This is a genomic window from Streptomyces sp. DS1-CR2 (assembly GCF_055760475.1).
On the sequence record NZ_CM147085.1, the window covers coordinates 1,597,427 to 1,620,224 of the forward strand.

Below are 22,798 nucleotides of genomic sequence, written 5' to 3' on the forward strand. Positions count from 1 at the left end.
CCGGTTCAGGCACCTCTGCGGCGGAGCCAGCCGAGCAATCCGCGCGACGGGCGGGGTGGCTCGGTGTCGGGCGGACTCTGCTCGCCCGTACCCTTTGGCGGTTCCGCCAGCACCACATCCGGCCCCGGAGGGGCCACCGCGGGAAAGCCCGCACTCGGTCGCGGCGCGGGCCGCAACCGGCGTGCCTCCGCCAGGCTGAGCAGCAGGCTCGCCCTCAGCCAGCTGGTCTCGTGCGGGTCGTCCGCCGTCATGATCCGCTCGGCGATGCGCGCCGATGGCGAGTCGGGCGCCCCGTGTCCGGTCGACTCGGGCCGCATTTTGCTCAGATATCCGCGCTCGTAAGGGCACTTGACGAGTTCCAGGACCGTCACCGGATCGAGGAGGGACGCGACCGCTGCGGCGCGCTCCCATGCGTCGTCGCTCTGCCCGAGCAGGTGGCCCGCGTGCCGCGACCGCCAGTTCCGGGGCCGCAGGTCGATCCCCGCCTCGAGGCGGGCGCGCATACGGTCGGGTGCGCGTCCCGTCATCAGCGGTGCGTTGACCTCGGCCGCCGCGAACTCCCTCAGCTCCTCGGCGAGATAGAGCCAGACCACGGCCCTGTAGCGATTCAAGTAGAAGCGAACCGGCGTCAGTATCCCCGCGCGGGCGAGTCGCGTGAACCTGGCCGTGGTGATGTCCATGAGGCCCGCGCCTTCCGTGGTCCCCACGGCCCGGACCTGCTCCCGCAGCGATTCGGGGAAGCCCGCGGTGCCACGCACCCGCTCGATCTCGTCGCGGGCCACGCGTCGGCGCCCGCCGGCGTCGGCCGGCACGGTGCGGACGCGTCCTAGCCGTACCGCCAGCTCGAACTCGCCCCGTTTCAGCCCCAGTTCGCGAGCCGCCCTGCTCTGTGCGAGCGAGGCGGCGGGTACCCGCGTGGCCGGTGTCGTGATGGTGTTGCCACCCATGTCTGATCTCCCCCGTGAGTCGTGATCGCTCCCGGGAAAAACCGTAGCCCGAAACCCGCCCGCGCCGCTGAGCCTGTGGATAACTCCGAACGGCCCGGCGTTTGCGCAGGTCAAGAGCCTTCTGCTCGACGGGCTCCCACGCCGAGGTGCTCGCCGACCCGATTGACGAGCAGCGTCATCTCGTACGCGACCTGGCCGATGTCGGCCTCGGCCGAGCTGAGGACGCACAGGCAGCTGCCGTCGCCGGCCGCCGTCACGAAAAGTACGGCGTCGTCGAACTCGATCATCGTCTGCCGGACCCCGCCCGCACCGAAGTGCCGCCCTGATCCCTTGGCCAGGCTGTGCAGACCGGACGACACGGCAGCCAGGTGCTCGGAGTCCTCCCGCTTGAGGTCGCTGCTCGCCCCGGTGACCAGACCGTCGTTGGACAGAACGAGAGCGTGGCGCACATGCTCGACACGCTCCGTCAGGTCGTCCAGGAGCCAGCCGAGCCCCTCGTTGTCCGCCATGATCCCGTCTCCCCCATTCCTGATCGCTCCCCTACCCGGAGGATCTGTCTCGCCAGCCTTCCCCACACTCGGCGTCTCGGCAAGCAGGATGACCCCATGGCACACAAGATGACCGATGAGGAATGGCGGGCGTTCGTCTCCGAGGGGACCCGTACCGCCAAGCTGTCCACCGTGCGGGCCGACGGCAGCCCGCACATCGCGCCCGTCTGGTTCGTACTCGACGGCGAGAACGTCCTGTTCAACACCGGCAAGGACACCGTGAAGGGCCGCAACCTCGCTCGGGACAACCGAGTGGCCCTGTGCATGGACGACGATCGGCCGCCGTTCTCCTTCACGGTGATCGAGGGCCGCGCCGAACTCATCGAGGACCTGGGGCAGGTGCGGGACTCGGCCGCAAGGATCGGCGGGCGTTACATGGGCGAGGACCGCGCCCAGGAGTTCGGCGAGCGCAACGGCGTGCCCGGCGAGCTCCTGGTGCGCGTACGGATCGAGAAGGTCGTGGCCCTGGCGGGGCTCACCGACTGACGACGTCGCACGTCAGCTCACGGAGTCGAGAAGCCGGGCGGTGTGCATCCGCCCGGCGTACTCGACGAGCCGGATCAGCACCTCCTTTCCCGAGTCGCGGTCGCGGGCGTCGCACAGCACGACGGGTGTCCCGCGGTCCAGGTCGAGGGCGCGAGACACCTCGTGGGCACCGTAAGCACGCGCGTTCGTGAAGCAGTTGACCGCCACGACGAACGGGATGCGCCGGTGCTCGAAGTAGTCCACGGCGGGGAAGCTGTCCTCTAGCCGTCGGGTGTCCGCCAGGACGACGGCGCCCAGCGCGCCCTGTGACAGCTCGTCCCAGAGGAACCAGAATCGGTCCTGCCCGGGCGTGCCGAACAGGTAGAGCGAGAGGCCGGACCGGATGGTGATGCGGCCGAAGTCCATGGCGACGGTCGTCGTGGTCTTGCGCTCCACCGCTCCGGTGTCGTCCACGTTCTGGCCGAGTTCGCTGAGCAGTTCCTCGGTGCGCAGGGGCCGGATCTCGCTGACGGCGCCGACCAGGGTGGTCTTGCCCACCCCGAATCCGCCCGCGACCAGGATCTTCAGAGCCAGGGCGGAGTTGTCGGCGTGGTCGGCGTGGTCGGCGTTCGTCTCTTCAGAGTGCTCGGAGGCCATCGATGACTTCCCTCAAGATCTTTTCGTCGGGTAGCTGTGCGGGCGGCACGGGCCTGCTGACCTTGACGCAGCCCATGTCGAGCAGGTCGCCCAGGAGCACCCTGACCACCCCTACGGGGAGGTCGGTGCCCGCGGCGAGTTCGGCGACCGACTGCGTCTCGGTGCGGCACAGCTCGATGAGCGCCCTGTGCTCGGGGCCGAGCGCCGTGTCGTCGTCCTGGCCGGGCGCGGCGTCGTCGAGCTTGACGAGTGCGATCAGGTCGAAGCGCACCCCTCTGGGCCCGGGTGACGTGCGCCCGCCGGTCATCGCGTACGGGCGGACCAAAGGCCCGGCCTCGTTGTCGTACCACTGGCTGCCCGACCGGTCGGGGCTGCCCCGTCCCTGTTCGTCCCTGTGCCCGTGATCGTTCATCGTCGTGGCCGTCCGGTCATCCGGCGGCGGGCGGGTGCGCGGCGAACCGCGGTGGGGTGTAGAGGTGTTCACCGACCCGCTTGACCATGCGGGCCATCTCGTACGCGACGAGGCCGATGTCGGCGTCGGCCGTACTGAGGACGGCGAGGCAGGAACCGTCGCCCGCGGCCGCGACGAAGAGAAACCCGTCGTCCATCTCAACCATGGTCTGACGGACGCCGCCCGCTCCGAAGTGCCGGCCCGCCCCCTTGGCCAGACTGTGGAAGCCGGAGGCGACGGCGGCCAGGTGTTCGGCGTCCTCGCGGCCGAGAGCGCTCGACGCGCCGACGGCGAGTCCGTCGTTGGACAGGACGACCGCGTGCCTCAGCTCGGCCACACGCTGCACCAGGTCGTCGAGGAGCCAGTCGAGTTCTCCGGACCGGGGCGCGGCGTCCATGGTCGGGTCCTGGATCATGTGGGATCTCCTTCGGTGCTGTCGCTGCGGGGCACGGGTCCTGAGCCGGCTCCTGGTAGGCGGCCGCCGCCCCGGACCCAGCCGTCACGGAACGCCGCCATGCGCTGCCGCGCCTCATCGGGCGTCCGTGCGTCGGATTCCTGGCGCTGTGCGGCGCCGTTCTGCTCCTCGGGCCGCTCGCGCAGCTGGGGCGCGAGGCTCGCCTGCCGCACCCGCTTGGGCAGTCCGTCCGGTGATTCGCCGTCGGTGTTGTCTGCGTTGTTCGCGGGCTGCCTGTGCAGGCGCAGGGCGGTGACGCCCGGGGGCGTTGGGGTGCCGTGAGCCGTGTCGGTGTCCGGCACAGCGTGTACGGCGGCAGCGATGGCGGGGCGTGGCCCCTGGGCGGGCACGGAGTTGCCGTTCATGTGAAGTGCTTCCGGGTCGGGCACGCGCGCGTAATGGTGCTCCGTCGCGTGTTCCTGGGGGGTGTCCGCCCGTTCCGGGGTTCCGGCGTGCAGCAGGGGTGTGGGCAGCAGGACGACCGTGGTGGTGCCGCCATAGGGCGAGGTGCGCAGGTGCACCTTGATGCCGTGGCGGTGGGCGAGCCGGCTGACCACGAAAAGCCCGAGCCGGTCGCTGTCGAACAGGTCGAGTGCTTCGGAGTGGGCGATGCGGTTGTTGGCCTCTGCGAGGGTCTCCTTGCCCATGCCCAGGCCGCGGTCCTCGATCTCCAGGGCGTAGCCGTTTCCGACGGGTTCGCCGCTGACCCGCACCTTGGTGTGCGGTGGGGAGAACTGGGCGGCGTTCTCGACGAGTTCGGCCAGGAGGTGGGTGAGGTCGGCGACCGCGGCGCCCTGTACGGAGGCGGCGGGCAGTTGCCGTACCTCCACGCGCGCGTAGTCCTCGACTTCGGAGACGGCCGCGCGGACCACATTGGTCAGCGAGACGGGGGTGCGCCAGGCGCGGCCCGGGGCGGCTCCGGAGAGGATGATGAGGCTTTCCGCGTGGCGCCTCATCCGGGTCGTGAGGTGGTCGAGGCGGAACAGGTCGCTGAGTTCGTTCGGGTCCTCTGCCCTGCGCTCCATGGTGTCGAGGAGGCCGAGCTGGCGGTGGACGAGGACCTGGCTGCGGCGGGCGAGGTTGACGAAGACACCGGAGATCCCGCTGGCGAGTTCCGCGCGTTCGGCGGCGGCTCGCAGGGCCGCCCTGTGCACGGTGCCGAGTGCCTCGGCGACCTGTCCGGTCTCGTCCTCGGCGGGAGGTCCTTCCGGCGCTTCCGCACGGACGTCGATCTCCTCGCCGGCGCGCAGTTTCCGCATGGCGTGCGGGAGTTTGCGCCGGGCGATCTCCAGTGCGGTGTTGCGCAGGCTGATCAGTTCGATGACCAGGCCTCGGCCGATGCGTACGGAGATCACGAGCGAGGCGGCGACGGCCAGCAGGCCGAAGAGGACGGCGGCGCCCGCGGGTGTGAGCAGTCCGCGGGTGAACGGATCCGCCCGGACCGCGGCCGTGCGCGCCGCGTCCGCCTCGATCGAGCGGAACCGGTTCTGCACGGTCGTGTGCGCACTGTCCCAGGTGAGTGCGGGCGCCGCGTCGAGCGCCGCGCGACCGGGCCGAGCGGTGATCGCCTTGTCCTCGACAGCACGTACGTCGCCGTACGCGCTCCCCTCCACGAGGTTGCGCCAGGCGGTCCGTTGCGGTGCCGGGAGATCGGCGACGGCCGCTTCGGCGAGGGTCCTGCGGGTGTCGACCGCTCCCGTGAACAGCCGCAGCCGTGCGCCGTCCAGCAAGCCCGCGAGCCGTGCGGCGGTGAGCAGGGAGTCCTCGCGGGCGAGCATCTCGCCGGACCGTGAGAACTCGAGCAGCACGCGCGCGTCGGAGCCGAGACGATCGTCCTGGATCCCGGTCACCGCTCCGTTGACGGCGAACGCCGAGTCGATCGTCTTCGTGTACTGCTCATACGTCCCCTCCCAACCGGTCCGCCGGCCGAGCACCGCGCTGCGCACGGAGCGCAGCTTCTCGGCGCCGGAGACAAACACCGAGAGGCGCTCACCGACCAGGGCGGGCAGATCGGCGCCGTCCGCGACGGTGTTGCCGTCGCCGAGGCGGAGCTTCGCCACGGCCTTGTCGGTCGCCGAGGTGCGCGTCCTGAGGGCGTCACCGCGGTCGGCCGCGGGCTTGGCGGAGTAGGCGACGGCCGCGGTGCGTTCGGCCTGGAGCGCGGCGACCGCGTCGGCGACCGGGCCGCGAACCGTGGAGTCGACTCGCTGCAACTGCCGCATACGGACGATGTCCTGGGCGGTGGTGACCGTCGCGTACGCCCACAGAGCGAGCAGGGAGACGACGGGCACCATCAGAAGGCACACGATCTTGGCGCGGACGGTACGGGGCCGCAGCCCTCGGCCGCCCGCGCGCGTGGGAGGCACGACAGGAGAGGACGGGCCGTCCACTGTGTGGTGCTCTTCCGCGGGCGGTCCGGCGTGCGCGCGCCGTCCGCGCGCCGGGGGCGCGGGCTTGGGCGGCGCGCCGTTGATGGGGGTCCTACGGGGTGTACGCATGGCCTCCTCGCTCGTGGTGCGCTCGTGGTGCGAAGGGTGATGACGCCGGTCCGATGTCAGCGGGCGACGCTCTCGACGGGCCGCTGGGCCGACGCGGAGGCCTCGCGCTCCCCAGTGGTGGGGGACAGCGCGACGAACGCGGAGGTCAGGAACAGGTAGGACCCGAGGCCGACGGCGAGGGGGAAGATGAACTGCATCGCCGTGGCCCCGGGCAGGGTCGCTGCGGAGGGCGCGACCTTCACGCTCACCGCCATCATTCCGGTGTAGTGCATGCTGGTCACCGCGCCTCCCATGACGAGGGAGGCGACCGCGACAGCGGCGGGCGACTTGATGTTGAGCCCAGCCCAGAGGGCGGCTGTCGCGGCGACGACGGCAATGGCGACGGAGAGCCCCACGAGCAGCGGGTCGTAGCGCACCTGGCCGTGCAGGCGCAGTGCCGCCATGCCCAGGTAGTGCATGCTGGCGACGCCGAGCCCCGTGGTGAGCCCGCCGAGGGCGAGGGCCCGGTTGCGGTCGCGGCCGTAGCCGACGGCGAAGACGCCGACGCCCACGACGGCCACGGCGACGACCAGGCTGAGGACGGTGAGCGGCACGTTGTAGCGGATCTCCGTACCAGTGATGCCGAAACCGAGCATCGCCACGAAGTGCATCGTCCAGATGCCGGTGCCGATCGCGGACGCCGCCGTGATCAGCCAGTTGCGCCGCGAACGGCCGGTGGCGCCAAGGGCGCGGACGGTGCAGCGCAGACCGAGCGCGGCGCCGATGGAGGCCATCACGTATGACAGCGCGGGGGTAAGCCAGCCGAAGGTGGCGTGGTCCAGGTGTCCCATGGCTCCGGGACGCTAGACCTCTCGGGGGCGCACAACAGGGGCGCATTTCGAAAGGTGCTGGAATATGACAGAGAGACGCATCTGAACGATCGCGTCAGGCTCGAACATGTGCACCGTCCGCGCATGCGGCGGTTTCGGTTCGCATCGGTTCTCATCGGTCGCATGCGGAGTTTTCGATCCCCACACGTCCCAGCGCCCCCGCCCGCACGCGAGAGATCATGGAGTCATGAGCGACGACCACACGCACGTACAGGAGTTCTTCTCGGCCCGCGCGGCCCACTGGGACACACGGTTCCCCGACGACGGTCCGCGCTTCGAGGCGGCCGTCGCCGAGCTGGGGCTCCGCTCGGGCGACCGGGTGCTCGACGCGGGATGCGGCACAGGGCGCGCCCTGCCGGCGCTCAGGGACGCCGTGGGGCCTTCGGGAGCCGTACTCGGTGTCGACCTGACGCCCGCGATGCTGGAGGCCGCCGTGCGGGCGGGACGGGGTCGCGCCGGCTCGCTGATGCTCGCCGACGTGACGCGCCTGCCGGTACGGTCCGAGTCGCTCGACGCCGTCTTCGGCTCCGGACTTGTCGCGCACCTGCCCCAACCCCAGGAAAATCTACGTGAGTTGGCGAGGGTGGTGCGCCCGGGCGGACTCCTCGCACTGTTCCACCCCATCGGGCGGGCGGCACTGGCCGCCCGGCAGGGCCGCGAACTCACCCCGGACGACCTGCGCGCCGAGCCGAACCTCCGCTCACTGCTTGCCGGTTCGGGCTGGCAGATGACGTCGTACGTGGATGAGGACGACCGTTTCCTGGCGCTGGCGGAGCGCCGCGCCTGACGCCGTAGGGGCGTTGCCCCCGTTACCCCCGTTACCCCCGTTACCCCCGCGCCGGGCTACGCGATGGCGTGGTCGCCCGCGACCGCCGCCGCGAAAGCCTCCGCGTTGTCGAACATGATGTTGTGCCCGGCGTCGGGCACGGTGCGCACGCGTACGCCCGCGGCCTCGAGGCCCCCGCGGTCCGCGAGTTCACCGCTGCGCGCACCCTGCAGATACAGGCGGTCGATGTCCAGGTCCATGAGCATCCGCCGCATGGTGGGGCGGGTACCGCGGGCGAGTCCGACGGCGGTGCGGTGCAGGGCGAGCGGGTCCGCGAGGCGCATGGTGGCCGCCCACAGGGGGCCGATCTTGGCGAGCACGCGCGCGTGGCCGCCGCCCGTGACGTACTCGTCCTCCCCGTAAGAGGCGATTCCGCTGCTGCCCTCCACGCGGGGAGGGTACGGGTCGAGGTTGGCCTCGGTGAGCACGAGCCGCGACACGAGGTCGGGGCGCCGGTGGGCGAGGACGATCGCCACGGCGCCGCCCATGCTGTGCGCGACGAGCTCGGCGCCAGACGTGCCGGATGCGTCGAGAGCGGCTGCCAGGGCATCGGCGTGGTCGTCCAGCGAGTACCCGAAGTCGGCGGGCCGGTCACTGATGCCGTGCCCCGGCAGGTCGACGAACAGCGAACGACGGCCCGCGAGTTCGGGCCTGCCGGCTATGTGCGCGTGGTAGACGGTCGAGGCGGACCCCAGCCCATGGACGTACACCCGCGACGCCCCGTCCCCATCGGCCTCGACCCAGCGGATATGGCTCTCCTGCGAGTCGAACCGGGCCTGCTTCATCATGCGCCCCCACTCCCTCTCCCCCAGCAACCGCACAGCCCCGCCCTTACGGGGCACTCCGTAGAGCATACATCGGTACCGATGTATTGCCAGGTCGATGTACACCGAATCCGGAGGGAGTGCGGCACAATGAGGGGATGCTGGAACTCGCCATCCTCGGCTTCCTCTACGACGCCCCTCTGCACGGTTACGAGCTGCGCAAACGGATCACGGCACTGACCGGCCACGTGCGGCCCGTCGCCGAGAGCACGCTGTATCCGGCGATCAAGCGCCTGGAGAAGGCGGGCCTGCTCACCCGCGAGACACAGCCGGGGTCGGTCGCGGCCCAGCGCCACGTCCTCAGCCTGACCGCCGCGGGCCGGGAGGACCTCCGCGGCAGGCTGGCGGAGCCCGGGCGGGCCGACATCACCGACGAGAACCGCTGGTTCACGGTCCTCGCGTTCCTGAGACACCTCGACGACCCGGCGGCGCAGGCGACGGTGCTCGAGCTCAGGCTGTCGTTCCTCGAGGAACCGGCCAGCTTCTTCTACGACGGTGAACGTCCGCTGCGCGCCGAGGAGTTGGACGACCCGTTCCGCCGCGGCATCCTCACCATCGCCCGCGCGACCAGCCGGGCAGAACTCGCCTGGCTGCGCTCCACCCTCGCGGACTTGCGAGCACCGTAGACGAAACCCTTCCGAGCCCTCCTGAGCCCTTCTGACGCTCGAACTCCAGCTCTACGTTGGTGATGCGACGCCCTGTCGCACACGACGCAGGAGGAAGGTGGCGTACATGTTCGACAGACTCCGCAAGGCCTTGGCCACACGGACACCGGCCGGCGCAAGCGTCGCCGAACGGCCGCGCAAGCGGCCGCACAACCTCTTCGAGGCGGCAGCCACCTACGTCTCGGCGTCCGTCGAGGACGACGAGGACAGGCTTGCCGAGGCCGCGACGTGGGTGTCTCCGGAGGCCCTGACGTTCGGCATCAACGAACTCGCGTGCCGCGCGGTCGTCGCGCTTGCGCGGGAACGCAACGAGTCACCCCAGGTCGTGGCGCGGATGCTGCTCGGCCTGCCAGCCGCCACCTGACCCGCGACGCCCGTCGGCTCTCCACGGAAGGCACATGAAGTGCGCACGGGATCCTCGCATGGTCCGCCCACGGGTCGCCACACCGGGTCCCCGGGGAGAATTTCCAGCTCAACGCCCTCGACGATCTCCACCGCGACTGGTTAGGGTGCGCCGACGGACGAAGCTCAGGGGAGGCTGGCATGGCCGGGACGGACGACACGGTCGCCGCCGGGGACGACGCGCTGTACGTACTGACGGCGGTGTTGCTGACCCCTGCGAAGTTCCCCAGCGTGCTCGGGGACGACTACCCGGAGGCATGCGCCGCACTCGGGCTCGCACCCCTCGCCGACGGGTATGGGCTCGTACTCGGGCAGGACGGGGCGGGGGCGCGCTGGACCGTCATCATCGACGACGTGTCCCTCGTCGCCGTCGCCATCGCATCCTGGGACTGCGGCATGGAGTATGAGTTGTCGCCCGACGACCGCACGGTGGTCTCGGCTCTGCCGGGGTGGCCGCTCGCCCTGTCCGTGTCCGCGCCGGGCGTCCCCGCCCCGCACGACCCGGCGCACGACCCCGAGATCATGGACGGTCCGCCCCTCACGCCGCCGAACACGCAGACGTGGGGCCCCGCCCAACGGCGCCTCGGCGCCGACGAGATCGCCCTCCAGTGGGCGTCCTGGCGGGGCCAGATCGACGACAGTGCGTTCTTGGCGGACGGCACGGGCGGCGCGGACATCACGGGCGGCACAGAGGGCTCCGAGGGCGCGCCTGGCGCAAAGGCCCCGGAGGGGGCCGGCGGCACGGGCTCTGACCGCCCGGACGCCGACAGCACGGCCACCCGCGATTCCGGCAACGCCACCGCCGCCGCTCCCGCGGCAAGCGACCCCGAGGCGCAGAGCACCCGCGCCCCGCACGCCGGCATCCGGCGGGTCCTCGCCGAGGTGCGCGCCTACGTGGACAGCCCTCCGCCCCTGGGCCGTGTCCGGTCGGCGTTCGCGTCCGGGGATGCCAGGACGCTCCGGGCCGACGGTCCCGGCTGGTCGATGGTGGCCCGGACGGACGACATCGCGTTCGTGCTCCTGGACGACGAGCCCGGTGAGGTGCTGCCCGTGGGGCGGGGCCCAGAGCTGCCCGGCCTCCTGGAAGCGCTCGACAAGATGGCCGTACGCCCCTCCTGACTCCTCCCGCGGCGGGCCGCCGTCCCGCCGCGCGCACGCCGCCCCAAACCCCGAGCCCCACATACCGCTCCCCTCCCCCATGTGGCGCCGGCCCATGGCCCGGTGACCCGTCCCGCCCGCACGATGGCCCCGCTCGTCACCCCTGCCGATCCCTCGTCGTCGCGGAGGCTCCCCATGCGCGTGCCCGGAACAGTCCCCCTCTTCGCCACCGCCCTGCTGGCGCTGGCCGCCTCGGGGCCGGCGCCCGCAGGAGCCGCCACGGAGAGCGGCGGGAGCGGGGCCCACTGCGCACACCAGGAGCGGATGCACGTCCCGGGTGCGGCTCTTCAACAGAGCGCCTGCCTGGACGACTTGACGACATCGGCCCTGGCGGGAACCCCGTACACCGACACCGCCGACCAGGCGGGCCTCACCGCGAGGGGGACCCGCAACCCGTCCGGCGTCCCCGGTTCGCAGATCGACGGGTACTTCCCGGACGGCTCCAAGACCAATACGACGCACGGCTGGCAACACGACGCCCAGTTCGTGATCAGGCTGCCCGACCACTGGAACGGCGGCCTCGTGGTGACCGGCTCACCCGGAAACCGTAAGCAGTACTCGACGGACGCGGCGATCTCCGACCGGGTCCTGGCCCAGGGTTACGCCTACGCCGCGACCGACAAGGGCAACACCGGACCCGACTTCTACCGCGACGGAAAGCGCCCCGGCGACGCGATCGTCGAGTGGAACAACCGGACCACTCAACTCACCAGAGCGGCGAAGAAGGCCGTGGCCCAGCGCTACGGGCGGGCCCCGCACCGGACGTACATGACCGGGATCTCCAACGCCGGCTATCTGACGCGCTGGCAGCTGGAGAACCATCCTGAGCTGTACGACGGTGGCGTCGACTGGGAGGGCACCCTCTGGACCACGGACGGCCCGAACCCGCTCACCTCACTGCCGACCGCCGTCGCCTACGGGCTCGGGAAGGCCGACGACGACGATCTGTATCGCGTGGGCTTCGCGCGCGGGTCCGAATTCCTGTGGGCCTACCACCAGAAGGCCTACTGGGGGATCACGCAGAAGATCTACCGCGCCGAGTTCGACCCCTCGTACGACTCCAAGTGCCCCGGCCCGTCGGCGGGTTCGACGACGGACGAGCTGCTCGCGCCGTGCGCGTCCGACGTCTCCTACGACTACGCGGCACGCCCCGCCTCCGTACACCGGGCCGTCGCACGGGTCGGGCTGAGCGGGAGGATCGGCAAGCCGCTGATCACGCTCCAGGGCGACCTGGACACCCTGCTTCCGATCGCGGCCGACGCCGATGTGTACGGGCGGATGGTCGAGGACCGGGGCCGCGGCCGCCTGCACCGCTCGTACACCGTGCAGGACGGCACGCACACCGATGGTCTCTACGACACCTATCCCGACCGGCTGCGGCCCGTGCTGCCCTGCTACCGGTCCGCGTTCGACCTGCTCACCGCGTGGGTGGAGGACGGCGCGCGGCCGCCCGCCGACCACACGATCGCCAGGTTGGCGAGCGGCGACGTCGTCAACAGCTGCTCGGCGACGGCAGCGGCGGCGGCCACCCGCCCGTAGCACCGTCTGTCACCGGCCGATCTCCCTGCGTGATGCGCGGCGGAGCCTGCGCCGCTGGGAGGGGTCAAGCGCCAGATAAGCCGCTGTGGGCACCCCGAGCACGATCAGGAGTGACGCCCACCAGGGCAGCCAGATCAACAGGATCAGTCCGGCCGCCACACCTCCTGCGGCGATCTTCGCGTTCCTCGACATGTCCGTCGCCTCCTTCGGGGGCGGCAAACCGCCCTCGCCATGAGAGGCGGGCCCCCGCCTCTACTCTCTGAAACGGACTCGCGGCCCGGGCGGTTCCTGTTCACGACCCTGAGACGCCCCTGAGCCTCCACCCTGACGCACCCCTGAGTCCCGCGCAGCCCCGCGCAGCCCCAGGCAGGACGCACGCCCTGAGTCCCGGACAAGGAACCCGGGGCTCAGGGCCGCACAGGACGCGCCGGGAAGGCGGGTCACTCCATGCGCAGCGGCTCCCCGACCTCGTACATGTGGCGCAGGGCCTGCCGGTAGGAGTCGACGAGACCGGTCTCCGTGAAGGGGATGCCCAGTTCGCGGCAGTGGGCCTTGACGAGGGGCTGGGCCAGGCGCAAGTGGGGGCGGGGCATGCTCGGGAAGAGGTGGTGCTCGATCTGGTAGTTGAGGCCGCCGAGGAACCAGTCGGTCAGTGCGCCGCCCTTGATGTTGCGGGAGGTGAGCACCTGGCGGCGCAGGTGGCCCCAGCGCTCGCCGTCCGGGTCGGGCATCTCCATGCCCTTGTGGTTCGGCGCGAAGGCCATACCGAGGTGCAGGCCGAAGAGTGCCTGGTGGATCGCCGCGAAGGCGAGGGCGTGGCCTAGCGGCATGGTGGTCAAGAGCAGGGCCGCGTAGCCGACGACGTGGGCGACGAGGAGGAGTCCTTCCACGGCGCGTTCACGCGGGGCCTGGCGGCGCAGGTCCTGGAAGCCGGACAGCTTCAGGGCGAGGCCCTCCAGGAGGGTCAGCGGGAAGAACAGCCAGGCCTGGTTGCGGGTGAGCCAGCGGCGGAAGCCGGAGCGCGTCGCGGCCTGCTTGCTCGTGAAGACGAGGACGTCGGCGGCGACGTCGGGGTCCTTGTCGATGTGGTTGGGGTTGGCGTGGTGCCGGTTGTGCTTGTCGTTCCACCAGCTGTAGCTCATGCCGAGCAGGAGATTGCCGTGGATGAGCCCGATGAGCCGGCTCACGGCGCGGTTGCCGGTGATCTGCGCGTGGCCGGCGTCGTGCCCCACGAAGGCGGTGCGCGCGCAGAGCACGGCGAGGACGGGAGCGAGGGCGAGGACCCACAAGGAACCGCCGATGAGCGCCATGCCCGTGCCGACGGCGGCGAGGGACAGGGCGTTCAGCGCGATGTTGCGCACGTACCACCCGGTGCGCCGCTCCAGGAGGTCCTGGCTCTTGACGGTGCGCAGCAGCGGCGTGAACTCGCTTCCTTGCGGCTGCGTCCCGTTCGTACCTGAGGAATGGTCCACTACGGGTTCGACGGCCAGGGTCATGGCAAGGTCTCCGGTCTCTGGGCATGGCGATAGGCCTGCGATGGGCACGGCGATGGGCGTGGCGGGGTGTGGCGAGAGGTGTGGGGATGGACGTACCGTCCGGACGCCCTGCTCACGAGACGGCCTGACCTCAACAAACCTAGAAATCAGCGGCCTTGGACACCATGAGGCCACCACCCGACTACGCGCGGGGTTAGCACCGCCCCTGGAGGGGGGCTAGCTCCACCCCTTTTGGGCAGGAGTGACCGGCGTCACCTTGTGACGCGGCACGCCGGGCGGAGTCTTGGGGTATCCTCGGCGATTCTGTCCGGTAGTCAAATTTGAGGAATACGTCATCGCTGCCCACAGGCGTCCCGTGGCAACACTCCCCGAGATCTCCGAACTGGTCCGCTGCTGCGCGGTCTTCGTGCCCAGCGACCCGGCACGCGAAGGAAGAGTCGCCTTCTGGCGCCCCGACGGCGGCCGGCCGCCGCACACGGAGGCCGGCACGCCCGAGGAGCTGAGTCTCGCCCTGCCCGCAGACGCCGGTGCCGAGCGCGCGTCCGTACCCGCCGTCCTGCTGCCCGTACGCGCCGCGCTGCCGGTTCTCACGCGTGCGCGTGCCACCGCGCAGGCGCACCCGACCGCCGTCTTCTGGGGCGCCGCCTCCGTGCTCGCCCTCCAGTTCGCGGCGCGCGGCCTGCTGCTGCCCGGGCTCACCGCGACCGATCACGACGCCTGGCGCGCGGGCCCGTTGCGGGCCGAGGACCTGGAGCGGGTCAGGGAACTGGCCGCCGCGATGCCGCCCGAGGCGCACGCGACACCCCTGGACGGACCGGAGCCCCTCCGCCTCCCCGCGCCCGAGGCGCTGCTGCGCGCCTTCCTCGACTCCGTCGCCGACACTCTGCCCCGCTCCCCAGCGGCGAGCCTCGCGGCGGGCGCGCCGGCCTTCGCCGCGACCGAGCCGCTGCAGGTGCCCGAACACCGCGCGTGGGCCGCCGATGTCGCCGCGGGACACGACGCGGGCGTGCGGATCTCGCTGCGCGTCGAGGTGCCGGGCGTCGACCGGGCCGTAGCGGAAGCCGAGGACGAGCAACGCGTCGCCTTCCGCGCCGTGCTCCAGATGCACAGCGTCAGCGACCCCGCGCTGGTCGCCGACGCCACCGAGGTCTGGGCGGCGTCAGGCGCTTCGGCCAAGGCCTTCGGGCCGCGGGCCCGCATGGACACCCTGCTCGCGCTGCGGCGCGCCGCCCGCGCCTGGACGCCCCTCGCGCCGCTGCTCTCGGCGGCCGTCCCGGACACCCTCGACCTGGCGGACGAGGAGGTCACCGACCTACTGGGCGCCGGCGCGCGGGCCCTCGCGGCGGCGGGTGTCGACGTGCACTGGCCCCGGCAGCTGGCCCGCCGGCTGAGCGCACGCGCGGTCATCGGCCCTCCGGGCGAGGGGGCACCCGGCGGGGAGGACCCTGACCGATTCCGGACGACCACCCCGTCATTCCTCTCAGCGGACGCCCTCCTCGCGTTCAACTGGCGCTTCGCGCTGGGCGACCAGGAGCTGAGCCGGGAGGAGCTCGACCGGCTCGCCGAAGCCAACCGGCCCGTCGTGCGACTGCGCGACCAGTGGGTCCTCGTCGACCCCGAGGAGGCCCGGCGCGCCCGCGAGCACCAGGACCGCAAGGTCACGCCGATCGACGCGCTCGGCGCGGTCCTGACGGGCTCCACGGAGGTCGACGGCCGCCGCGTCGACGTCCACCCGACGGGCTGGCTTGCGGAGTTGCGGGAGCGGCTCGCCGACCCGGAGGGCATGGCGCCCGTCGGACAGCCCGCCGCGCTGGCCGCCGACCTGCGCGACTACCAGCTGCGCGGCCTGAACTGGCTGGCCCGGATGACCTCCCTCGGCCTCGGCGCCTGCCTCGCCGACGACATGGGCCTCGGCAAGACGATCACGCTGATCGCCCTCCACCTGCACCGGCAGGACGCCCCGGAGACCGCCGCCCCGACGCTCGTCGTCTGCCCCACGTCCCTCATGGGCAACTGGCAGCGCGAGATCGAGAGGTTCGCGCCCGGCACCCCTGTACGCCGCTTCCACGGCGGGCGCCGCAGCCTGGAGGACCTCGATCCCGGTGAATTCGTGCTCACCACGTACGGCACGATGCGGCTCGACGCCACGCAGCTCGCGGGCGTCGACTGGGGCATGGTCGTCACCGACGAGGCGCAGCACGTCAAGAACCCGCACTCGGCGACCGCGAAGGAGCTGCGGACCATCGGTGCACGCGCGCGCGTGGCGCTCACCGGCACCCCCGTGGAGAACAACCTGTCCGAGCTGTGGGCCATCCTCGACTGGACGACCCCGGGGCTGCTCGGAAAGCTCGGCACGTTCCGCACGCGATACGCCCGCGCGGTCGAGGAGGGCAAGGACCCCGGCGCCGCCCAGCGCCTCTCCCAACTCGTGCGCCCCTTCCTGCTCAGGCGCCGCAAGTCGGACCCCGGCATCGCGCCCGAGCTTCCGCCGAAGACCGAGACCGACCGCGCCGTGTCGCTCACCACCGAACAGACCGGGCTCTACGAGGCCGTGGTGCGCGAGACACTCGCCGAGATCTCCGGAGCGGACGGCATCGCCCGGCGCGGGCTGATCGTCAAACTCCTCACCGGGCTCAAGCAGATCTGCAACCACCCGGCCCAGTTCCTCAAAGAGGACGCGCCACGTATCCCCGGCCGCTCCGGCAAGCTGGAACTGCTCGACGAACTGCTCGACACGATCCTCTCCGAGGACGCGAGCGTGCTGGTCTTCACCCAGTACGTGCAGATGGGGCGCCTGATCGAGCAGCATCTGGCTGCTCGCGGCGTGGCCTCGCAGTTCCTCCACGGCGGCACGCCCATCGCCGCGCGCGAGGCGATGGTGGGGCGCTTCCAGGAGGGCGAGGTGCCGGTCTTCCTGCTCTCCCTCAAGGCCGCGGGTACGGGTCTCAACCTCACCCGCGCCGAACACGTCGTCCACTACGACCGCTGGTGGAACCCCGCGGTCGAGGCGCAGGCGACGGACCGCGCGTACCGGATCGGGCAGAACAGGCCGGTGCAGGTCCACCGGCTGATCGCGGAGGGGACGATCGAGGACCGAATCGCCGACATGCTGGTACGCAAGCGGGAGTTGGCCGACGCGGTGCTCGGCTCCGGCGAGGCCGCCCTGACCGAACTGACCGATTCCGAACTGGCCGATCTGGTCGAGCTGCGAGGGGGCGCACGATGACGGACCGTCACGAGTATGACGACGACCTGTTCGACACCGAAGGCGACAGTGACGGGGCCGACGCAGCGGATGAGGAGCGCGTCTTCGCGGCGCTGGCGGCCGTCCAGGGGCGTGGCTTCGCGCAGTCGTGGTGGGGGCAGACCTGGCTCAAGGCGCTGGAGGACACGGCACTCGACCTTCAGCAGCTGAAGGCGGGGCGCGCACTGGCGCGCGGCGGGTCCGTGGGGGCCGTCTCGGTGCGGCCGGGGCGGGTCACCGCGCTCGTCAAGGACCGGGGTGGCGCCGTGTACCGCGCCGACGTGCTGCTGCAACGGCTGAGCGAGGAGGAGTGGGACCGGTTCCTCGGGATGGCGGTCGAGCGGGCCGGGCACATCGCGGCGCTGCTCGACCGTGAGATGCCGCCGCACCTGGTCGAGGACGCGGCGGCGTCCGGCGTGGAACTGCTGCCCGGTATCGGCGACTTGGAGCCGCACTGCGGGTGTGACGCGTGGGACCACTGTGCCCACACGGCGGCGCTCTGCTATCAGCTGGCCCGTCTCCTCGACCAGGATCCGTTCGTACTGCTGCTGATGCGCGGGCGCGGCGAGCGGGTGCTGCTCGACGAACTCCAGGTGCGCAGCGTCGCGTCCGCCTCGGCCGGATCCGCGGACGAGGAGACCGACGAGGGGCCGGTGGACGCGGACGGCGTCGACGCCATTGAGGCGTTCGCGGCCGGGAGCATTCTGCCGCCGCTGCCCGCCGCTCCCCCGGTGCCGCCCGAGGCGGCGGTCGTGCCGTCGCTGGATACGGAGACGGAGCCGCCCGCCGGGACGGATGTGGCGGCGCTGGAGTTCCTCGGGGCGCGGGCGGCGGCCGAGGCGCACGGGATGCTGACGGATGCGCTGACTCCCGGTCACGAACTTCGCGCTCCGGAAGATGAGTTGACGATTGATCAGGACGCTGTCCGGCTGGCTGCGGGCGCGCCCGAGGCGTGGATCGGGGCCCGGCTCGCGGAGGGTTCGGGTCGGGACCGCGAGAGCCTCGCGGCGGCGGTGCTGGCGTGGGAACACGGCGGCACCGCTGCCCTGTCCGTCCTGGAGGACGAGTGGACGCCGGACGCGGAGACGGCGGCACGCGCGCGTACCGCCGTCGAAGCGGCCTGGGACGCCGGGGAGCGCCCGCCGTTGCGGGTGACCCGCAACCGGTGGACGGCCACCGGCACGGGTGCGCAGGCGCGCCTGGGCCGCGACGGCCGCTGGTGGCCGTACCGCAAGAGCCACGACCGCTGGCTCCCGGCAGGGCCCGCGGCCCACGACCCGGCCGCGGCGCTGTCGGCTGCCGCCGGGGACGAGTGACGGCCGGCTGGGGCGGGCGCACACGTGCACCCGCCCCGGCGGGCCATCCGTACAGACAAGGGACGGCAGCTCGAGGTCCGCGACCACCCGGCGTACTCCGCACGGCCCTCCGGCGACATCGCCCGCAAGGTCGCCGCCCGGCTCTGACCACTGCGGCACGGCCACTGAAGCCGGTGCCCCGCGCCGCGCGAGGGGCACCGGCCGACTTGGCTAGGGTCTTTCGTTCGGATCAGGCTGGATCAGGGAGCGGGTCATGGGGGGTCCCCCCCTGCTCGAGCGCAGCCGAGAGCTTGGGGGAGCGTGCAGCTGCAAGGCGGAGGATTGAGGCGACGCGATGGGGGCCGCCCCTGCTCGAGCGCAGCCGAGAGCTTGAGGGAGTCGGTGATTGACGACAACGCCGCAGATGTGCGTGCCAGACCCCGCGAGCGCAGCCTGATCCAAACGAGAGGCCCTAGCGGACCGGCAGGCCCGAGAGCGTGCGGGCGATCACCAGGCGCTGGATCTCGCTGGTGCCCTCGAAGATCGTGTAGATCGCGGCGTCGCGGTGCATGCGCTCGACGGGGTACTCGCGGGTGAAGCCGTTGCCGCCGAGGATCTGGATGGCCTGGCCGGTGACCTTCTTGGCGGTCTCGCTCGCGAAGAGCTTCGACATGGAGCCCTCGGCCGACTCGAACTTCTTGCCCGTGCTCGCCATCCAGGAGGCACGCCACACCAGGAGCCGCGCCGCGTCGATCTGCGTGCGCATGTCGGCGAGCTGGAAGGCAACGCCCTGGTTGTCGATGATCGGGCGGCCGAACTGCGTACGCGTCTTGGCGTACTCCAGGGCCTCCTCGTAGGCGGCGCGGGCCGTGCCCACCGCCATCGCGCCGACGGCCGGGCGGGACGCCTCGAACGTGGCCATGGCGGCGTTCTTCACGCGCTCGCCGCCACCGGCCTTGGCACGCTCACGGGCGCGCGCCATGCGCTCGTCGAGCTTGTCCTTGCCGCCGAGCAGACAGGAGCCGGGGACGCGTACGTCCTCGAGGACGACCTCGGCGGTGTGCGAGGCGCGGATGCCGTGCTTCTTGAACTTCTGGCCCTGGGACAGGCCCGGCGTGTTCGGCGGGACGATGAAGGAGGCGTGGCCCTTGGAGCCGAGCTCGGGGTCGACGACGGCGACGACGACGTGGACGTTCGCGATGCCACCGTTGGTCGCCCAGGTCTTGGTGCCGTTGAGGACCCACTCGTCCTTGGCCGCGTCGTAGACGGCGCGGGTGCGCATGGAGGCGACGTCGGATCCGGCGTCCGGCTCTGACGAGCAGAAGGCCGCGACCTTGACATCGTTGGCGTCGCCGTACATCTGGGGGATCCAGGTGCCGATCTGATCCTCGGTGCCGTTGGCGAGGACGCCGACCGCGGCGAGCCCGGTGCCGACGATCGACAGGGCTATGCCCGCGTCGCCCCAGAACAGCTCCTCCATGGCCATCGGGATGCCGAGACCCGTCGGGTCGAAGAACTGCTGCGCGTAGAAGTCCAGGGAGTAGATTCCGATCTTGGCGGCTTCCTGGATGACCGGCCACGGCGTCTCTTCGCGCTCGTCCCACTCGGCGGCCGCGGGACGGATCACATCGGCGGCGAACCCGTGGAGCCAGTCCCTGACTTCCTTCTGCTCGTCGTTCAGATCCATCGTGAACTCGGCCATGACCCCTCCAGCACTGCGTACACTTCACACGTTACTTGCGGTAACGGCAGTCTGTTACTCGCCAGTAGCCCCTGTCAACTCCCGGCAGCCCGTTCGATGCACCCAGGGGGTCGAGTGTTACGTTTCGCGTGCGTCAGGCCATCGCACGGGCGGGGAGAAACCTCATGGAGACCACACAGCGGACGGAACAGCAGACGTCTGCCGAGCGCCGGCGGCGAGAGCTGCTGGAGGCCGCGGACCGCGTGGTGCTCCGCGACGGGCCCGGTGCGTCCATGAACGCCATCGCGGCCGAGGCGGGCATCACCAAGCCGATCCTGTACCGGCACTTCGGCGACAAGGGCGGCCTCTACGCCGCGCTCGCCAAGCGCCACACCGACGCGCTCCTCGCCTCGCTGCGGGCCGCGCTCGACGCCCCGGCCGATCGCCGTGAGCGGGTCGAGTCGACGCTCGACACCTATCTCGCGGCGATCGAGGCCCGGCCTCAGGTGTACCGCTTCCTCATGCACCCCTCGGAGAGCGTGTCCGAGAGCGCGGCACCGGGCGAGCAGGGCTTCTACGTCGGCAAGCACTCCGCTCCCCTGCTGCGCCGCATGGGCGAGGAGCTCGCCGAGGTCATCGAGGAGCGCGTCGATCTCGGCCCCGGCAGCCAGCAGCTCGCGCGCGTCTGGGGCCACGGAATCGTCGGCATGATGCACGCCGCGGGTGACTGGTGGCTCGGCGAAAGGCCCTGCTCGCGAAGCGAGTTGGTGCGCAGCCTCGCCGACCTGCTGTGGGGCAGGCTCGCCGCGGCGGGCGACAAGGTGGGCGGGCCGGGCTTCTAGGGCCTCAGGACGCTGCGTCGGTCGCCCAGGGGGCCCGCGCCGCCTGGCGCAGGACCCTGCGGCGGCGCCACCCCGTGACGTGGTCCGTGTAGACCCGCCCCTCCAGGTGGTCGCACTCGTGCTGGAGGCAGCGGGCGAACCAGCCCGTGCCGTGCACGACCAGAGGTTCGCCCCGCAGGTCCACGCCCTCGACGCGGGCATGGTCGAAGCGGGGCGTGCCCGCCTCCAGGCCCGGCAGCGACAGACAGCCCTCCGGGCCGCGCACGACCACCCCGTCCGCGTCGACGAGCCGCGGGTTCACGATGTGCCCGAGGTGACGGACGTCCTCGTCGTCGGGGCAGTCGTACACGAACACCCGCGCGGACTCGCCGATCTGGTTCGCCGCGAGGCCCACGCCCCGGGCGGCGTACATCGTCGCGAACAGGTCCTCCACCAGGCGGCCGAGCGAGGGCCCGAACTCTGTCACCTCCTCGCAGGGCGTGTGCAGCACGGGATCACCGAGCAGGGTCAGGGGTCGTACGCGCCCTGAGGCGCCCGGGATCGAGCCGTGTCGCATGGCCGTAAGGGTACGGTCAGGGCGAGCCCCGGATCCGGGGTGGTGCCGCGGTTCGGGCGCAAAGGTGGGTCTCGATAGGCTGACTCCACCAAGCGATGCCGGGGGCAGGCGCGGCGCCGTACGCAAGGAGGATCCAGAACGATGTCAGGCAACTCGGAGCCGCTGACTCCGCGGGCCAAGCTGGCCGTCACGGCGGGCAAGGCGGCCGCGGCGGTGTCCCGCGCGGCGGGCCGCGGCAGCGGATCGGTGATCGGCGGCAAGGTCGCGCTCAGGCTCGACCCCGAGCTGCTCGGGCGGCTTGCGCAGCATCTGGACGTGGTGCTCGTCTCGGCGACGAACGGCAAGACCACCACCACGCGGCTGATCGCGGAGGCCCTGCGCGCCGCCGGCCCCGTCGTGTCGAACGCGCTCGGCGCGAACATGCCCGCCGGCATCACCTCGGCACTCGCCGGCGGCTCGGACGCGAAGTTCGGCGTGATCGAGGTCGACGAGAAGTACCTGGCGGGCGTCGCCCGCGACACCGCCCCCAAGGCGATCGCGCTGCTCAACCTCTCGCGCGACCAGCTCGACCGCGCCGCCGAGACCCGCATGCTCGCCGAGAGGTGGCGTGAGGGCCTGGCCGGTTCGAAGGCGATCGTGATCGCGAACGCGGACGACCCGCTGGTCGTCTGGGCCGCCTCCTCCTCGCCGAACGTGGTGTGGGTCGCCGCCGGCCAGGAGTGGAAGGACGACGCGTGGTCCTGCCCGTCGTGCGGCGGCGTGATGCAGCGCCCCGGCGACGACTGGTACTGCGGCGAGTGCGGCTTCCGCCGTCCGACGCCCAGCTGGGCGCTCCAGGGCGACTACGTCCTCGACCCGCACGGCTCGGCCTGGCCGATCCACCTCCAGCTCCCCGGCCGCGCCAACAAGGCGAACGCGACCTCGTCGGCCGCCGTCGCCGCATGCTTCGGCGTGCCGCCCCAGGTGGCCCTCGAGCGCATGTACCAGGTGCAGGCGGTCGCCGGACGCTACGACGTCGTGCAGTTCCTCGGCCGCGACCTGCGGCTGCTGCTCGCGAAGAACCCGGCGGGCTGGCTCGAAACGTTTTCCCTGATCGACCCGCCGCCGACACCGGTGATCCTTTCGGTCAACGCGCGCGGCGCCGACGGCACCGACACCTCCTGGCTGTGGGACGTCGACTACACACGTCTGGCCGGTCACCCGATCTTCGTGATCGGCGACCGCAGGCTCGACCTCGCCGTGCGGCTCGAGGTCGCCGGCCTGGACTTCCGGGTCTGCGAGAGCGTCGACGAGGCGGTGCAGTCCGCCCCTCCCGGGCGGATCGAGCTGATCGCCAACTACACCGCGTTCCAGGACGTCCGCCGCCGCGTCGGCAACTGAG

At 71.7% G+C, this 22,798-nt stretch carries 23 protein-coding genes; 11 read left to right on the top strand and 12 right to left on the bottom strand.

Annotated elements, in window-relative coordinates:
* Nucleotides 1-5: 5 nt before the first annotated feature.
* Together ACY0PA_RS07945 and ACY0PA_RS07950 are read right to left on the bottom strand one after the other, a co-directional pair.
* Nucleotides 6-947: a DUF6397 family protein gene (locus ACY0PA_RS07945; RefSeq protein WP_473084000.1), complete on the bottom strand. Its 942-nt coding sequence runs from the start codon at nt 945-947 to the stop codon at nt 6-8.
* A 110-nt stretch (nt 948-1,057) separates the two neighbouring features.
* A complete protein-coding gene (locus ACY0PA_RS07950) occupies nt 1,058-1,456 on the bottom strand; it encodes a roadblock/LC7 domain-containing protein (RefSeq protein WP_473084001.1) in 399 nt (132 codons plus the stop codon).
* A 96-nt stretch (nt 1,457-1,552) separates the two neighbouring features.
* On the opposite strand from ACY0PA_RS07950, the gene ACY0PA_RS07955 reads away from it, so the two are divergent.
* On the top strand, nt 1,553-1,981 hold the full coding sequence (locus ACY0PA_RS07955) for a PPOX class F420-dependent oxidoreductase (protein WP_473084002.1): 429 nt from the start codon (nt 1,553-1,555) through the stop codon (nt 1,979-1,981).
* Nucleotides 1,982-1,993: 12 nt separating this feature from the next.
* Here ACY0PA_RS07955 and ACY0PA_RS07960 read toward each other — a convergent pair whose 3' ends face one another.
* The 5 genes from ACY0PA_RS07960 to ACY0PA_RS07980 are packed head-to-tail and all read right to left on the bottom strand — an operon-like array spanning nt 1,994 to nt 6,850.
* Nucleotides 1,994-2,617 (bottom strand): GTP-binding protein, encoded by a 624-nt coding sequence (locus ACY0PA_RS07960; RefSeq protein ID WP_406108690.1) that lies wholly within the window; start codon nt 2,615-2,617, stop codon nt 1,994-1,996.
* Entirely contained in the window at nt 2,598-3,029 is a 432-nt protein-coding gene (locus ACY0PA_RS07965; RefSeq protein WP_473084003.1) for a DUF742 domain-containing protein, read from the bottom strand. Before ACY0PA_RS07965 ends, ACY0PA_RS07960 begins: the two co-directional genes overlap by 20 nt.
* Before the next feature lie 16 nt (nt 3,030-3,045).
* On the bottom strand, nt 3,046-3,483 hold the full coding sequence (locus ACY0PA_RS07970; RefSeq protein WP_100598443.1) for a roadblock/LC7 domain-containing protein: 438 nt from the start codon (nt 3,481-3,483) through the stop codon (nt 3,046-3,048).
* Nucleotides 3,480-6,020, bottom strand: coding sequence for a sensor histidine kinase (locus ACY0PA_RS07975; protein WP_473084004.1), 2,541 nt, complete (start codon nt 6,018-6,020; stop codon nt 3,480-3,482). The genes ACY0PA_RS07970 and ACY0PA_RS07975 overlap by 4 nt, the downstream gene beginning before the upstream one ends.
* Before the next feature lie 56 nt (nt 6,021-6,076).
* A complete protein-coding gene (locus ACY0PA_RS07980) occupies nt 6,077-6,850 on the bottom strand; it encodes an MHYT domain-containing protein (protein WP_473084005.1) in 774 nt (257 codons plus the stop codon).
* A gap of 226 nt (nt 6,851-7,076) precedes the next feature.
* On the opposite strand from ACY0PA_RS07980, the gene ACY0PA_RS07985 reads away from it, so the two are divergent.
* Complete coding sequence (locus tag ACY0PA_RS07985) at nt 7,077-7,676, top strand: class I SAM-dependent methyltransferase (protein ID WP_473084006.1); 600 nt, start codon at nt 7,077-7,079, stop codon at nt 7,674-7,676.
* A 56-nt stretch (nt 7,677-7,732) separates the two neighbouring features.
* Here ACY0PA_RS07985 and ACY0PA_RS07990 read toward each other — a convergent pair whose 3' ends face one another.
* Nucleotides 7,733-8,500 (bottom strand): alpha/beta fold hydrolase, encoded by a 768-nt coding sequence (locus ACY0PA_RS07990; protein WP_473086266.1) that lies wholly within the window; start codon nt 8,498-8,500, stop codon nt 7,733-7,735.
* A 137-nt stretch (nt 8,501-8,637) separates the two neighbouring features.
* On the opposite strand from ACY0PA_RS07990, the gene ACY0PA_RS07995 reads away from it, so the two are divergent.
* The 4 genes from ACY0PA_RS07995 (at nt 8,638) to ACY0PA_RS08010 (ending at nt 12,303) form a co-directional block, all read left to right on the top strand.
* On the top strand, nt 8,638-9,165 hold the full coding sequence (locus tag ACY0PA_RS07995) for a PadR family transcriptional regulator (protein WP_473084007.1): 528 nt from the start codon (nt 8,638-8,640) through the stop codon (nt 9,163-9,165).
* Between the two features lie 106 nt (nt 9,166-9,271).
* The gene (locus ACY0PA_RS08000; RefSeq protein ID WP_473084008.1) at nt 9,272-9,568 is read left to right on the top strand and encodes a hypothetical protein; all 297 of its coding nucleotides are present in this window, start codon (nt 9,272-9,274) and stop codon (nt 9,566-9,568) included.
* Nucleotides 9,569-9,747: 179 nt separating this feature from the next.
* On the top strand, nt 9,748-10,725 hold the full coding sequence (locus ACY0PA_RS08005; protein ID WP_473084009.1) for a hypothetical protein: 978 nt from the start codon (nt 9,748-9,750) through the stop codon (nt 10,723-10,725).
* Between the two features lie 174 nt (nt 10,726-10,899).
* Complete coding sequence (locus tag ACY0PA_RS08010; protein ID WP_473084010.1) at nt 10,900-12,303, top strand: tannase/feruloyl esterase family alpha/beta hydrolase; 1,404 nt, start codon at nt 10,900-10,902, stop codon at nt 12,301-12,303.
* Nucleotides 12,304-12,312: 9 nt separating this feature from the next.
* On the opposite strand, the gene ACY0PA_RS08015 is transcribed toward ACY0PA_RS08010, so the two are convergent.
* Nucleotides 12,313-12,495 (bottom strand): hypothetical protein, encoded by a 183-nt coding sequence (locus ACY0PA_RS08015; protein WP_100598451.1) that lies wholly within the window; start codon nt 12,493-12,495, stop codon nt 12,313-12,315.
* 248 nt (nt 12,496-12,743) lie between these two features.
* Nucleotides 12,744-13,799 carry a fatty acid desaturase family protein gene (locus ACY0PA_RS08020; protein ID WP_473084011.1) on the bottom strand — a complete coding sequence of 352 codons (1,056 nt, stop codon included), beginning with the start codon at nt 13,797-13,799 and terminating at the stop codon, nt 12,744-12,746.
* A gap of 355 nt (nt 13,800-14,154) precedes the next feature.
* Here ACY0PA_RS08020 and ACY0PA_RS08025 point away from each other — a divergent pair, with 355 nt between their 5' ends.
* Genes ACY0PA_RS08025 through ACY0PA_RS08035 form a run of 3 tightly spaced genes read left to right on the top strand, consistent with a single transcriptional unit; the run spans nt 14,155 to nt 18,506 of the window.
* Entirely contained in the window at nt 14,155-17,025 is a 2,871-nt protein-coding gene (locus tag ACY0PA_RS08025; protein ID WP_473084012.1) for a DEAD/DEAH box helicase, read from the top strand.
* The gene (locus ACY0PA_RS08030; RefSeq protein ID WP_473084013.1) at nt 17,022-18,359 is read left to right on the top strand and encodes an SWIM zinc finger family protein; all 1,338 of its coding nucleotides are present in this window, start codon (nt 17,022-17,024) and stop codon (nt 18,357-18,359) included. Before ACY0PA_RS08025 ends, ACY0PA_RS08030 begins: the two co-directional genes overlap by 4 nt.
* Nucleotides 18,360-18,383: 24 nt before the next feature.
* On the top strand, nt 18,384-18,506 hold the full coding sequence (locus ACY0PA_RS08035) for a hypothetical protein (protein ID WP_473084014.1): 123 nt from the start codon (nt 18,384-18,386) through the stop codon (nt 18,504-18,506).
* Nucleotides 18,507-18,810: 304 nt separating this feature from the next.
* On the opposite strand, the gene ACY0PA_RS08040 is transcribed toward ACY0PA_RS08035, so the two are convergent.
* Complete coding sequence (locus ACY0PA_RS08040; RefSeq protein WP_473084015.1) at nt 18,811-20,040, bottom strand: acyl-CoA dehydrogenase family protein; 1,230 nt, start codon at nt 20,038-20,040, stop codon at nt 18,811-18,813.
* A 164-nt stretch (nt 20,041-20,204) separates the two neighbouring features.
* On the opposite strand from ACY0PA_RS08040, the gene ACY0PA_RS08045 reads away from it, so the two are divergent.
* On the top strand, nt 20,205-20,861 hold the full coding sequence (locus ACY0PA_RS08045; protein WP_473084016.1) for a TetR/AcrR family transcriptional regulator: 657 nt from the start codon (nt 20,205-20,207) through the stop codon (nt 20,859-20,861).
* A gap of 4 nt (nt 20,862-20,865) precedes the next feature.
* Here the strand turns inward: ACY0PA_RS08045 and def are convergent, their stop codons facing one another.
* Nucleotides 20,866-21,417 (bottom strand): peptide deformylase, encoded by a 552-nt coding sequence (gene def / locus ACY0PA_RS08050; RefSeq protein WP_473084017.1) that lies wholly within the window; start codon nt 21,415-21,417, stop codon nt 20,866-20,868.
* A 141-nt stretch (nt 21,418-21,558) separates the two neighbouring features.
* Here def and ACY0PA_RS08055 point away from each other — a divergent pair, with 141 nt between their 5' ends.
* The gene (locus ACY0PA_RS08055; protein ID WP_473084018.1) at nt 21,559-22,797 is read left to right on the top strand and encodes a MurT ligase domain-containing protein; all 1,239 of its coding nucleotides are present in this window, start codon (nt 21,559-21,561) and stop codon (nt 22,795-22,797) included.
* Nucleotide 22,798 lies beyond the last annotated feature (1 nt).